The organism is Lebetimonas natsushimae (genome assembly GCF_002335445.1).
Lineage (GTDB): Bacteria > Campylobacterota > Campylobacteria > Campylobacterales > Nautiliaceae > Lebetimonas > Lebetimonas natsushimae.
This window is the reverse complement of record NZ_BDME01000001.1, coordinates 72,247-84,139: the sequence shown is the minus strand read 5'-3', so window position 1 is coordinate 84,139 and position 11,893 is coordinate 72,247. Positions and strand designations below refer to the sequence as shown.

Sequence of the window (11,893 nt, the reverse complement as noted above, 5' to 3'; positions counted from 1 at the left end):
ACACTATTCACTTAAAATTCTTTCATACAATTTTTCTGTATCTTTTACCATTTTTTCAGTAGAAAACTTTTCTTCTATCCATTTCCTTGCATTTTTAGAAAATTCTTCTCTTAAATTTCTATTTTCTATTAATTTCAAAAGTTTATCTTTCAAATCAGAAACATTTTCTTTTTCAAACAAAAACCCGGTTTTTCCCTCATTTACACATTCAGGAATCCCCCCCACCCTGCTTGCAACTACTGGCACTCCGCAAGACTGGGCTTCAAGCAGAGCAGTACCGAGAGCTTCAAGATTCGAAGGTAATACAAAAATATCAAAATTAGGCAAAATTTTATCTATATCTTCCCTGTGTCCTAACATTAAAACTTTATCTTCTAAATTATTTTTTTGTATAAAATTTTTAATATTTTTTTCCTGTGGACCGCTTCCCACAATTACTACTTTTACATTATCTATTTCTTTTACAGCTTTAAGCAAATCAATATGTCTTTTTGCAGCCCTTAAAACTGCAACAATTCCTATAATTACTGTATTTTCATTAATATTAAAATCTTCTCTTAAATTATAGTCACTATAAGATTTGAACTTTTTTGTATCAATTCCTGTATAAATAACTTCTAACTTCTCTTTTTTTACACCCTCACTAGCTAAGTATTCTTTTACCTGTTTGCTTACACATACCACTTTATCAGATAAATTATAACTCAAAGGACCTTTTATTTTGGTTAAAAGATGCCTCGTTCGGATTATTTTTACTCCCGCTAATTTAGCAACAATATTTCCAATCCATGCATCTTTTCCGGAGTGAGTGGAAATAATATCTATTTTATTTTTCTTTACAAATTTAACCAGATTATAAATGGTTTTTAAATTATAAATTTTATCAAGTTCAAAATTAAAGAAATTTCCTCTTATATCTTTTTGTCTTTTAAAAAGCTCGCTTTCTTTCTCCACTCCCCAAAAGATTTCAAATTTATCTGACAAATTATTATTAAGTCTAACGGTTCTTTTTTCCTGTCCTCCCCAACCTTTTGAGGATTCAAGTTCAAGTATTCGTGTTTTCATTCATTTCCTCTATATTTTTTTTAATAAATTCAAAATCAAGTCCACTTATTAAACATTCGCTAATTTTACTTCCATTGCATCCATCCTGTCCGCATGGAGCACACTCCCAGTCAACCTGAATTACCCTGTGTTTTCCCATTGTTTGAAATCCGTTTTTCTTTGTATATCCACTTTCAAACAAATCATTATCCCAAGGTCCCCAGTTAAATGCACCACTTGGTCCAAAAAACGCTAAAACAGGCACATCATTTGCAGCACTTATATGCATAATGGCAGTATCAACACCCACAAAAAATTTAGCCCTCTTATTTAAAGCAGCTGTTTGTTTTAATGTCAATCTTCCGCTTAAATTCATTGGATTAGATTTAGTTAAAGATAATATTTTATTAATTTTTCCCATCTCTTCTTTAACCGGTGCTGAGGTTAATACTACTTTTAATTTCAATTCTTTTTCTATAAAATCAATAATCTTAGCTGAAATTTTATCATTTATACATTTAAAAAGCCATCTGCTAACAGGATGAAAATGCACAAATTTTTGAGGCAAATTAAATGAATCAATAAATTCGTTATCTTTTTCATCCCAAAAAATTTCAACTTTTTTTTCATAAATTTTTTTATTCAAAATCCTAATTGCATCCAAATTGTTTTCAATAATATGTCTTAAAAGCGGTGGATTTTTTAATTTATGGGTAAATGTATTTTTTAAAAAAAGATTCTTTTTAGGAGTAAAACCAATTTTTATTTTAGCTCTGCTGAATTTGGCGATAAACGCCCCCCTATCACCTTCTGTTGTATTAATCACGATATCATAATTTTTGAAACTTTTTAAAAATTTAAATTCTTCAACAATTTTTTTCATTTTAGGCAGATTTTTAAAATAATTTCGGTCATAAGTGTAAATTTTATCAATATTAGGATTTAATGTAAGCATCTCCTCTGTACCTTTGTTTACCAAACAGTCAATTTCTGCATCAGGATAATTTAATTTTAAATTTTTAATTAAAGGCGTCGTCAGTAAAACATCCCCGATATTTCTGAATTTAATTACCAATATTCTCATATTTGTCCTTAACATATTTCCAAAAGGTATATTCACTGTAAAGTTTCGCTATTACAAACCCAGCCCATCCATCAAGAAAACCTAGCTTTATAAAATAAATTTTTAAAAAAGTCCAATAGGGGGAAAATATTGCCTTTAATTTATTTGGTTTGGCCCCCAAGCTTGAATATCTGTTTTGCTTATCAATAAATTCTTCAATATTTTCATATGCATAATGCAGAAAATAGTTGTTAAGAACACCTACTCTTTTGCATTCCACGCTTTCATGAACCTCTCTTTCATTAAACTTACATTTTTCCCTGTTAAAAAGTCTTATTGAATAATCCGGAAACAACCCGCAGTGTCTAATCCATTTTCCAAAAAAGTTATTAAGTCTCGCGACTCTGTATGCATCATAGATTGGGTTTTTTAAAATTTCCAATACCTCTTTTTTAAGGTTATCAGTAAAAACTTCATCACTGTCCAATACAAATACCCATTTATTAGATGCCCTATCAACAGCCTTTTGTTTTTGCTTTCCAAACCCTTCCCAGTTTTTATCCACAAAAATTTTTACATTTTTGAAATTTTTAGCAATATCCAAAGTTTTATCACTACTTCCGCTGTCATAAATAATAACCTCATCGGCAAATTCAACGCTTTTTAAAACTTTTTCCAAATACTTCTGAGAATTTTTTGTAAGTATTACTATACTTAATTTTTCACTTTTCATTTTAAACTTTACACTTTTTATCATATTCTTCTTCATAAAAATGTTTAAATTTTTTATGAAACCAATAATATTCATCAGGATATTCTTTTATCATCTCTTCAAAAACTTTTGACTGTCTATCAACTGATTTTTGAATATCATCCGTATAAAAAATATCTTTTACAATTACCTGCCATTTATTTCCCTTAGGAATAGCAAAACTCATAACTATTGGCAGATTAAATTTTTTGGATAAAATTGCGGCACTTGGGGACTGCAAAACTTTTCTATTAAAAAAAACAGTTTCAATCCCCTCGTTTTCAGCCGTGTTTTGATCTACCAAAAGACCAATATTATGACCTTTTTTAATAGATTTAACAAGTTCTTTCATGGCGCCTTTTTTTTCAATCACCCCCACATTAAATCTGCTTCTGCTTTTAACAACTTCTTCATTTAATTTAGGATTATCCAGTTTTCTGTATACAATATCAATTTTTCCAAACTTTGCACCAAAACTCAAAGATGTAATTTCCCAGTTTCCAAAATGGGCGGTAACATAAATAGCCTGTTTTGGGATATTTTCAAATCCCACAAATTCAATTTTTTCCAAAAGTTTTTCTTTGCTTATTTTTTTATTTTCAATAAATTCTATTAAATTTCTGGCAAAATTTTTATAAATTTTTTTTATTATTTTTCTTTTTTCTTCTTTACTTTTCTCAGGAAAAGCTAAATTTAAATTCACACAAATCACATTTTTTCTTTTATTATCGAGTATATAACCTAAATTTCCTAAAAAATTTATCATAAATTCTTTTGGAAAAAAAGTTATAATTTTTTCTATAAATTTATACCCATAATAACTGAAATCTTTAAAATTCATCAATCTTCTTTACAATTTCTTTAATATCCATTTTATCCATTACCATCAAACCTTTTTTTATACTTTTCTGAATTTCCACGCTTTTGGAAAAGCGGTTTTCATATATTTTATTGTTATAAGTACAACCGTAAAGTATTATATTATTAATATTGTTTGCCCAAGCTATAAAACTGGGTCCCGTATCATTTCCTATAAGTAAATCCGATTTGTCAATCAATGCTTTTAAATCATTTAAATTTAAACTGACAGGCGTTATATTTGCATTATTTTCAGCTAAATTTAAAGCATCTTTTTTTTCACTTTCTCCGTAAAAAGGAACAATTATGTTTTCATTTTTGAAATATTCAGCAAGCTCGCTCCAAATTTTAAGCGGGACTTTTTTGCACTCCCAGCTTGCCCCGATTATGAATACAATATTTTTTTTATTTTTACTTAAAAATTCAAATTCCCTATCCTGATAAAATAAAAGTTTTGGATGATTTGTAAGATATTCTATATCATCCATATCAAAAAGATTTAAATATCTTCTGATTGCTGTATCCCCGAAAATTTCTTTTTTCTCATCATAAAAAAATTTGGCCAGACTTTCTCTTGGATTTTTAAAACCGACCACCTTATCCCCTGCAAGTCTTGCCAAAAGTGCACTTTTTAGTAGACCTTGCAGATCATATACTTCATCATAAGTATTCATTGATTTCAGTCTGATAAATTCTTTAAAATATAAACTTTTATTTTTTTTTGCTTCTCTTAATTTTACTGGAATAATATTTCCGATAAAAGGATTGTATTCAAGTATTTCTTTAAAAATATTATCCACAAAAAAATCTATTTTTTTATTAAGTTTTGGCAAAACAATTAAAGAATGAATAATATCTCCAAGGGAACTCAGTTTTATTATTGCTTCCATTACTTCCTTTTGTTAAAATATGTAAAATTATAACAAAAAGGAATTACGTGCTTAAATTTTTAAAAGAATATATGCCTTTTTATAAAAATTACAAAAAAGAGATTTTTTTTGCAATTATAGGAATGTTTTTAGTTTCCATCTCAACTGCCGCAACTGCATATCTGGTAAAACCTGTTCTTGATAAAATCTTTATAGAAAAAAACATTCACCTGCTTTACCTTCTTCCACTAGCAATAATTCTGGCTTATTTTTTTAAAGGAATCGGTTCCATATTACAGCAATATTATGTAAGTTATATAGGAGAAGATATTGTAAGGCAAATTAGGGATAAATTTCTAAAACACATTTTAAGTTTTGATTTAAATTATTTTAAAACAACACATTCAGGCGAACTTGTCAGCAGAATTATTAACGATATAAATAGAATTCAGGGGGCAGTAAGCCACTCTTTGGCAAATCTGTTAAGAGATGTTTTAATGGCGGTTTTTCTGCTTGGGGTGGTTGTTTATCAAAATCCAAAACTTGCTTTCTTTGCCTTAGTCATTCTGCCCTTTATCATTTACCCGGTAAGTATAATTTCAAAAAAACTTAAAAAATTATCAAAAGAGGCCCAAAAACAGACTGCCAAACTCAATAAACATTTAAGTGAAATATTCAAAAACATTGAAACAATCAAAGCTTTTAATGCAAAAAAATACGAAATTAAAAAATTTGAAGAACTGAATCTTAAATATCTAAAAATTAACCTAAAAACCATAAGAACACAGGCCATTTTGATTCCTGTTCTTGAAACTCTCACAGCTTCAATCGCAGCGGTTGTAATAATTGTAGGAGGTAAAGAGGTAATTGATGGGGAAATGAGTGTAGGGGCATTTTTTTCCTTTATGACGGCTTTGTTTATGATGACTGACCCTATAAGAAGGATAGCCAATACCTATTCAAGATTTCAGGATGCCATAGCCGCAAATGAAAGATTAAAAGAAATTTTTAATCTAAAACCGGAAATTAATTCTGGAAATGAAAAATTAAATTCAATTGAAAAAATAGAATTTAAAAATGTGTCTTTAAAATATGGAGACAAAAAAGCGCTAAAAAATATAAATTATACCGCCGTTAAACCTAAAATCATAGGACTTGTAGGAGACAGCGGAGGCGGAAAAAGTTCATTTGTTTCAATGATTGAAAGATTTTATGATGCAAGTGAGGGAGAAATATTAATAAATGATAAAAATATTAAAAATTATGATATTTTTTCTTTGAGGGATAAAATTGCTTATATTCCACAAAATGTACATATATTCAACGATACAATTGCAGCAAATATTGCTTACGGAAGGGAAATTAACGAGGAAAAAATAATTGAAGCACTTAAAAAAGCCAATTTATGGAATTTTGTAAAAAATTTGGAAAATGGAATTTACAGCGTTTTAAATGAAGGGGGAAGCAACCTAAGCGGAGGTCAGAGACAGAGAATTGCAATTGCCAGGGCATTATATAAAGAACCTGACGTTTTAATTTTGGATGAAGCCACAAGCGCACTTGATAATAAAAGCGAAAAAGTTATAATGGATTCTATTTTAAATCTTAAAAATAAACTTGTTTTTATCGTGGCACACAGGCTCAACACTATAGAAAATACTGATGAAATTTTAGTATTCAAAAACGGGGAAATCGTCTGCAAAGGCAAAAAAGAAGAACTGCTTAAAAACTGTGAGGAGTTCAAAAAACTCTATTCTAAATCCTAATCTTTTCAACTCTTTTTATAAGTTTAGTAGGGGTTAAGGCATAATTCGGTTCATAATTTCCAGCAATTGAATGGGCCAGACTTGCATTAATTGTAGCAGATAATAAATCTTCTCCCTGCGCCAGCAAAGAACCTATCATACCGGCAAGCACATCCCCGCTTCCGCCTTTTGCAAGTGCCACACTGCCGTATGGGTCAATATAAAATTTTTTATTATGGGCTATTATTTTATTTGCACCTTTAAGAAGCAAAACTACTTGTGGATATTTTTTAGAAAATTCCAAAGCCAAATCAAACCTGTTTTCCTGAATTTCTTTTGTGGAATATTCACCTACCCCGCTAATTTTAAGTAAAGATGAAAATTCTTTTGGATGAGGAGTTAAAACCACTTTTTTTTCTAAAAATTTTAAAATCTCTTTTTTATAAAACATATCGGCATCAATTACCATCGGAATATCAAGTTTTGCAATTTCAGCTAATTTATCATCAAAACACTCTCCCATTCCCATTCCAAACGCAAGCGCACTGAATCCTTCAACACTACCGCTTTTCATAATCTCATACGGATAATTTTCCACTTTACATTTTTCACTCTCAACCAAACTCACAAGCCCGCATCCAAAATTAAAAGCCGCCTGACTTGCCAAAACTGCGGCACCTTTTTTTTCTCCGCATAAAATCCCCAAATGTCCGTAAGAGCGTTTATGTGAATTTTGTTTAGCTCTTACAGGCAGTTTTAAATCCCCTTTTTCCAAAATAAAAAAATCGCTTTTTTCAACATAATTTGAAAAAGATATACCTAAATTTGCCAGCTTAATCTCCCCCACATAATCTTTTGCCGAATCTGAATAGAGACTTAGTTTTTCAGCACCCATTGTAACGGTTAAATCGGCTTTAAATGCCACAGGTCTTATATTCCCTTTTTCATCAATTCCTGTTGGAATATCACAGGCAAGTTTAAAACCGTTCATTTCATTCATTTTTTCAATTGTTTTCACTATTTCATCACTCAAATCCCTTTTAAGCCCGCTTCCAAATATGGCATCTACCACTGCATCCGCTTCTTTTAATTTTTTGCTAACTTTTCCTCCAATCCTTAAAAACCTTTCAAGCTGCAGCTTTGCCATCTGCGATTTTGCATTAAGCGGTAAAAACAGATTTACTTTATAATCCCCTAAAAGAATTCTTGCAAGTGTAATCCCGTCAGCCCCGTTATTTCCGGGACCGGCCACAATTGTCACCCTACTGCCTTTTTCAATTCTTTTATATATTTCAAGCGCCATTTCATAAGCGGCATGTTCCATCAAAATATCTTCCGTTAAATTATATTTTTCATAACATTTTTTATCCAAAGCATAAACATCCCTAAAAACTCTTCTCACTATTCCCTCCTTAAAATCTTTTCATACACAAAATCAATAAAAGGATTTTCACTGAAATTTTCCTGGATTTTATCCCTGTTTTCTTTTGCCCACTCTAAAAAATCTTTTTTTCCATCATACTTTGAAAAAAATTCTTTTATTCTTCCGGCTTTGCTTAAAGCAATGAATCCGTATTTAAGTTTCAATTCTTTTTTTATGGCTTCTTTTGGATTTTCACCTTTAATAATCCTGTAAAACGTGGCCACAAATCCACTTCTGTCCGCCCCTGCTTTACAATGAAAAAGAATTGGTCTTTTATTTTTATCAAATAAAATATTTTTTAATTTTTGCATTTCTTCTATTTTAGGCAATGTCCTTGAAGAAATGGGAAGTTCAATATATTCAACCCCAAGTTTTTCGCATATCTCTTTTTCTTTTTTATAAAGATAATTATTACTCCCTCTTAAATTAATAATTGTTTTAATGTTATGTTTTCTAATAAGTTTTTTAAGTCTCCAGGGAAGAATCTGTGCACTTCTGTAAACCCCTGTATCTATTTTATGAAAATTATTCCAAAACAAATTAATCGCATTGTGCTCTTCACTTAAAATCTTAAATATTTCTTTCATCTTTTTCTAAACCTTAACGCTTTTAAAATATCTGCTTTTTTTATTTTGTTTCTTTTATCTAAATTTGCAATGGTTTTGGAAACTTTCAACAGATTAAATTCACTTCTTCTACTTAAAGCAAAACTCCTTTTAGCTTTGTTTAAAATTTCTACCGCCTCATTTTCCAAATTAAATTTATAATTTTCCTCTAAATTTGCATTAAATTTACCTTTTTGCATTTCAAATGCAATTAAAACCTTTTCAAACAATTCTTCACTTGATATCGTGTCCTTTGCATCATCTTCTGTCATCTGATGATAAATTTCAATTCTGTCATATAAAGGCTCGCTAATTCTGTTTTTATATCGTCTTATTTCAAGGTCTGTGCATCTGCACTCTTTAACAGGGCTCAATAAATTACCACATGGACAAGGATTCATAGCCGCTGCAAAAAGTATATCCGTTTCATATTCTATTTTTGAATTAACCCTGCTGATTAATACTTTTTTATCCTGCAGAGGAAGACGCAGATTTTCCAAAACATCCTTTTGAAAATAAGGCAGTTCATCAAAAAATAAAATTCCTTTATTAGCAAAAGCAATTTCTCCAATTTTAGCCCCTCTGCTGCCTCCTCCAAATATGGCCGCTTTAGTTGATGAATAATGAGGCGCCCTGAAAGGTCTGAGAGGTTTAAACGTTACAACTTTACCTTCAAGTGAATTATATTTTTCAACTTCCAAAATCTCTTCTAAACTCATCGGTGGAAGAATATATCTCATCCTGCTTATAATCATAGATTTTCCAACACCCGGACTTCCCTCTAATAAAATATTGTGAAATCCGGCGGCTGAAATCAAAGCGGCTTCTTTTGCCTCATTTTGTCCTATTACATCTATAAAATCTTCTTTAAATTCATTTACATAATAATATTTTTTACCATCAATTTTTATTGAGTCATAATGTAGTTCACTCTTTTTGAACTCTTTCGGTTTAAACTCTTCAAACTCTTTTAGATGTGAAAAAGCATAGATTTCAATTCCGGGAATTTTAGATACCTTAGCGGCGCTCTCAAGCGGGATTATCACTTTTTTCGGTTTAAGAGATAAAATTATTGGAAAAATTGCATTTGTATCTTTAAGTGTACCGTCAAGCCCAAGCTCTCCCAAAACCAAAAAATCATCTAAATTGATATCTTTTTTGTGATATAAGATACTGAGGGCTATTGGCAGATCAAAATGACTCCCCTCTTTTTTCAAATCCGCAGGTGAGAGCGAAATAGTTATTTTAAGCGGGGGAAATTCAAAATCATTATTAAGTAGAGCCGATTTTACCCTCTCTTTACTTTCTTGAATAGACTGGCTTGTAAGTCCTACAATTGAAAAACCGGGAAGTGCTTTTGTAAAAGAACTTTCAACTTCTACTTTTTTTGCATTAAATCCCTCAAGGGTGGCTGAATTTATTTTTTTCGTTTTTGTTTTAGAAGTTTTTTCCATTCTTTTTCAAATTTCTTTCTTTTTATATAATCAAGCCTTTCTACAAACAAATGTCCGTCTAAATGGTCGGTTTCATGTTGAAACGCAACACTAAGTAAGCCTTCTGCATCAGTTATATGCTCTTTTCCGAATCTGTCAAAATATTTAACCTTAACCTTGGCATACCTTTCCACTTCATCAAAATAATCGGGTACGCTTAAACATCCTTCTGTATCTTTTTGACTTCCTTCCCAAACTAAAAACTCGGGATTTATGACTTCTATTTTAGTTTTTTCCCCCTGTTTTCCCTCTTCATCTCCTATATCTATAATTAAAGCCCTAATAGGAACCGCTACCTGAATAGCGGCAAGCCCGACTCCGTTTTTAGCGATCATTGTTTCATACATGTTATCAAGAAGTTTATGAAGTTCACTGTCAAATCTCTCTACCGGTTTTGAAATCTGTTTCAGTATTTTATTTGGATAGGTAACTATATCAAGTACTGCCATTATTCTGCCTTTTCAATAACATATAATTCATCGTTTTTTTCCGCTTCTTCCAACGCTTTTAATGCTTTGAAAATAAATGTTTCAGCATCTTTACCTTCTTTTAATTCCACAATACCTGCTGCAATTTTTAAATCTAATTCTTCGCCTTCTAAAAAAACAGAAGCATTGGATATTGCATCAGAAAGCCTCTCAACTGTACGCTGAGCTCCTATTATATCAGTATGTTTTAGCAGCATTGCAAAAATATTTTCTTCAAATCTTGCAACAACATCTGTTCTTCTTGAAGTTTTAAGCATTATTTTAGCTAGACTTCTGTTTATTAAAATCCTGGATTTTTCAGATGAAAGTTTATTAAATACTTCATTTTTAATTTTAACAGCAATTATCGAACTTGTATGATGAAATTTATTTATAAGTGTAATTTCTTTTTTTATTTCATTTAAAAAATAATTTTTGTTATAAACACCGTATCTTGCATCATAAATAGAATTTTTTTCAATATCTTTTAATACTTCAACATTTTTTGAATAAATATTTTTAATCTCATCCATTTCTCTACTAAGTCTTGTATCAATAATTTTTAAATTGTTTTCAAAAGCATTTATAAGCTTAATCAAAGCCTTGTTATTCGTAATATGCGCTGCTTCTTTTAACTGTATTTCAAGCAGTTCTTTTAATTTTTTACTTAATTTATAAACTATTGATACATGACTTAACAAATCTTTTGAAAATTTAAAAGAATTTTTTAATTTAATTTCGAATTCTATATCTTTTTCCAAATCATTGCTCTCTTCTAAAGCAATCATTTCATAGACATGTTTTTTAAATTCTGGGTCTTCATTATCAAGTTCGTTTAAAAAATAAACTTTATAATTGTAGGGGATTGGGGGAACCCCGTCTGATATTAATTTGTCAAATACTTTTTTGGCAAATATTTCTAAATTATTCTTTGAGACAGATTTAGTTGAAGCACTGACATATTTTTCGTCACTTTTATTAATCATTAATCTCTCTTTTTAAGCACTTTATCTACAAGACCATATTTCATAGCCTCTTCAGCACTCATAAAGAAATCTCTTTCTGTGTCTTTTTCTATTTTTCTTATACTTTGTCCTGTGTTTTCAGCTAAAATTTTATTAAGCTCTTTTTTCATTCTTAAAATCTCTTTTGCATGAATTTCAATATCGGTAGCCTGACCCTGCGCTCCTCCTAGAGGCTGGTGAATCATAATTCTGGCATGAGGCAGGGCAAACCTTTTACCCTTTGCACCGCTGCTGAGTAAAAAAGCGCCCATACTTGCGGCCTGCCCCATACAGATTGTTACAACATCGGGTTTTATATAATTCATTGTATCATAAATAGCCATTCCGCTTGTAACCACACCTCCCGGGGAATTTATATAAAGATATATATCTTTTTCCGGATTTTCAGCTTCCAAAAACAGAAGCTGCGCCACTATTATACTTGCTACATGGTCGTTTATTTCACCCTGAAGCATAATAATTCTGTCTTTAAGCAGACGGGAGTAAATATCATATGCCCTCTCGCCTCTTCCTGTTTTTTCAATAACAGTAGGTATTAAAATACTCAATT

12 protein-coding genes are annotated in these 11,893 nt (G+C 30.5%); 1 reads left to right on the top strand and 11 read right to left on the bottom strand.

Annotation, left to right across the window (positions count from 1 at the left end; translation table 11 throughout):
- Positions 1 to 3: 3 nt before the first annotated feature.
- Genes LNAT_RS00495 through LNAT_RS00475 form a run of 5 tightly spaced genes read right to left on the bottom strand, consistent with a single transcriptional unit; the run spans position 4 to position 4,606 of the window.
- Positions 4 to 1,065, bottom strand: a complete 1,062-nt coding sequence (locus tag LNAT_RS00495; RefSeq protein ID WP_096257973.1) for a glycosyltransferase family 4 protein — start codon at positions 1,063 to 1,065, stop codon at positions 4 to 6.
- Complete coding sequence (gene rfaQ, locus LNAT_RS00490) at positions 1,046 to 2,128, bottom strand: putative lipopolysaccharide heptosyltransferase III (protein ID WP_096257972.1); 1,083 nt, start codon at positions 2,126 to 2,128, stop codon at positions 1,046 to 1,048. Before rfaQ ends, LNAT_RS00495 begins: the two co-directional genes overlap by 20 nt.
- On the bottom strand, positions 2,109 to 2,840 hold the full coding sequence (locus LNAT_RS00485; RefSeq protein WP_096258740.1) for a glycosyltransferase family 2 protein: 732 nt from the start codon (positions 2,838 to 2,840) through the stop codon (positions 2,109 to 2,111). The genes rfaQ and LNAT_RS00485 overlap by 20 nt, the downstream gene beginning before the upstream one ends.
- 1 nt (position 2,841) lies before the next feature.
- On the bottom strand, positions 2,842 to 3,699 hold the full coding sequence (locus LNAT_RS00480; protein WP_096257971.1) for a lipid A biosynthesis lauroyl acyltransferase: 858 nt from the start codon (positions 3,697 to 3,699) through the stop codon (positions 2,842 to 2,844).
- On the bottom strand, positions 3,689 to 4,606 hold the full coding sequence (locus LNAT_RS00475) for a glycosyltransferase family 9 protein (protein ID WP_096257970.1): 918 nt from the start codon (positions 4,604 to 4,606) through the stop codon (positions 3,689 to 3,691). Before LNAT_RS00475 ends, LNAT_RS00480 begins: the two co-directional genes overlap by 11 nt.
- A 47-nt stretch (positions 4,607 to 4,653) precedes the next feature.
- On the opposite strand from LNAT_RS00475, the gene LNAT_RS00470 reads away from it, so the two are divergent.
- Positions 4,654 to 6,351 (top strand): ABC transporter ATP-binding protein, encoded by a 1,698-nt coding sequence (locus LNAT_RS00470; protein WP_096257969.1) that lies wholly within the window; start codon positions 4,654 to 4,656, stop codon positions 6,349 to 6,351.
- Here the strand turns inward: LNAT_RS00470 and LNAT_RS00465 are convergent.
- The 6 genes from LNAT_RS00465 to clpP are packed head-to-tail and all read right to left on the bottom strand — an operon-like array spanning position 6,341 to position 11,891.
- Positions 6,341 to 7,732 carry an NAD(P)H-hydrate dehydratase gene (locus LNAT_RS00465; RefSeq protein WP_096257968.1) on the bottom strand — a complete coding sequence of 464 codons (1,392 nt, stop codon included), beginning with the start codon at positions 7,730 to 7,732 and terminating at the stop codon, positions 6,341 to 6,343. The genes LNAT_RS00470 and LNAT_RS00465 overlap by 11 nt on opposite strands.
- On the bottom strand, positions 7,732 to 8,340 hold the full coding sequence (locus LNAT_RS00460; RefSeq protein ID WP_096257967.1) for a fused DSP-PTPase phosphatase/NAD kinase-like protein: 609 nt from the start codon (positions 8,338 to 8,340) through the stop codon (positions 7,732 to 7,734). Before LNAT_RS00460 ends, LNAT_RS00465 begins: the two co-directional genes overlap by 1 nt.
- Positions 8,337 to 9,812 carry a YifB family Mg chelatase-like AAA ATPase gene (locus LNAT_RS00455; RefSeq protein WP_096257966.1) on the bottom strand — a complete coding sequence of 492 codons (1,476 nt, stop codon included), beginning with the start codon at positions 9,810 to 9,812 and terminating at the stop codon, positions 8,337 to 8,339. Before LNAT_RS00455 ends, LNAT_RS00460 begins: the two co-directional genes overlap by 4 nt.
- Positions 9,776 to 10,300, bottom strand: a complete 525-nt coding sequence (gene def / locus LNAT_RS00450; protein ID WP_096257965.1) for a peptide deformylase — start codon at positions 10,298 to 10,300, stop codon at positions 9,776 to 9,778. Before def ends, LNAT_RS00455 begins: the two co-directional genes overlap by 37 nt.
- Complete coding sequence (locus LNAT_RS00445; RefSeq protein WP_096257964.1) at positions 10,300 to 11,304, bottom strand: GGDEF domain-containing protein; 1,005 nt, start codon at positions 11,302 to 11,304, stop codon at positions 10,300 to 10,302. The genes def and LNAT_RS00445 overlap by 1 nt, the downstream gene beginning before the upstream one ends.
- Positions 11,304 to 11,891, bottom strand: coding sequence for an ATP-dependent Clp endopeptidase proteolytic subunit ClpP (gene clpP / locus LNAT_RS00440; protein ID WP_096257963.1), 588 nt, complete (start codon positions 11,889 to 11,891; stop codon positions 11,304 to 11,306). The genes LNAT_RS00445 and clpP overlap by 1 nt, the downstream gene beginning before the upstream one ends.
- Positions 11,892 to 11,893 lie beyond the last annotated feature (2 nt).

What these genes read in the sequence shown, in the direction of transcription:
- LNAT_RS00455 (WP_096257966.1), bottom strand. Translation starts at nt 9,812, where the DNA reads ATGGAAAAAACTTCTAAAACAAAAACGAAAAAAATAAATTCAGCCACC.
- def (WP_096257965.1), bottom strand. Translation starts at nt 10,300, where the DNA reads ATGGCAGTACTTGATATAGTTACCTATCCAAATAAAATACTGAAACAG.
- LNAT_RS00495 (WP_096257973.1), bottom strand. Translation starts at nt 1,065, where the DNA reads ATGAAAACACGAATACTTGAACTTGAATCCTCAAAAGGTTGGGGAGGA.
- rfaQ (WP_096257972.1), bottom strand. Translation starts at nt 2,128, where the DNA reads ATGAGAATATTGGTAATTAAATTCAGAAATATCGGGGATGTTTTACTG.
- LNAT_RS00460 (WP_096257967.1), bottom strand. Translation starts at nt 8,340, where the DNA reads ATGAAAGAAATATTTAAGATTTTAAGTGAAGAGCACAATGCGATTAAT.
- LNAT_RS00475 (WP_096257970.1), bottom strand. Translation starts at nt 4,606, where the DNA reads ATGGAAGCAATAATAAAACTGAGTTCCCTTGGAGATATTATTCATTCT.
- LNAT_RS00485 (WP_096258740.1), bottom strand. Translation starts at nt 2,840, where the DNA reads ATGAAAAGTGAAAAATTAAGTATAGTAATACTTACAAAAAATTCTCAG.
- LNAT_RS00445 (WP_096257964.1), bottom strand. Translation starts at nt 11,304, where the DNA reads ATGATTAATAAAAGTGACGAAAAATATGTCAGTGCTTCAACTAAATCT.
- LNAT_RS00480 (WP_096257971.1), bottom strand. Translation starts at nt 3,699, where the DNA reads ATGAATTTTAAAGATTTCAGTTATTATGGGTATAAATTTATAGAAAAA.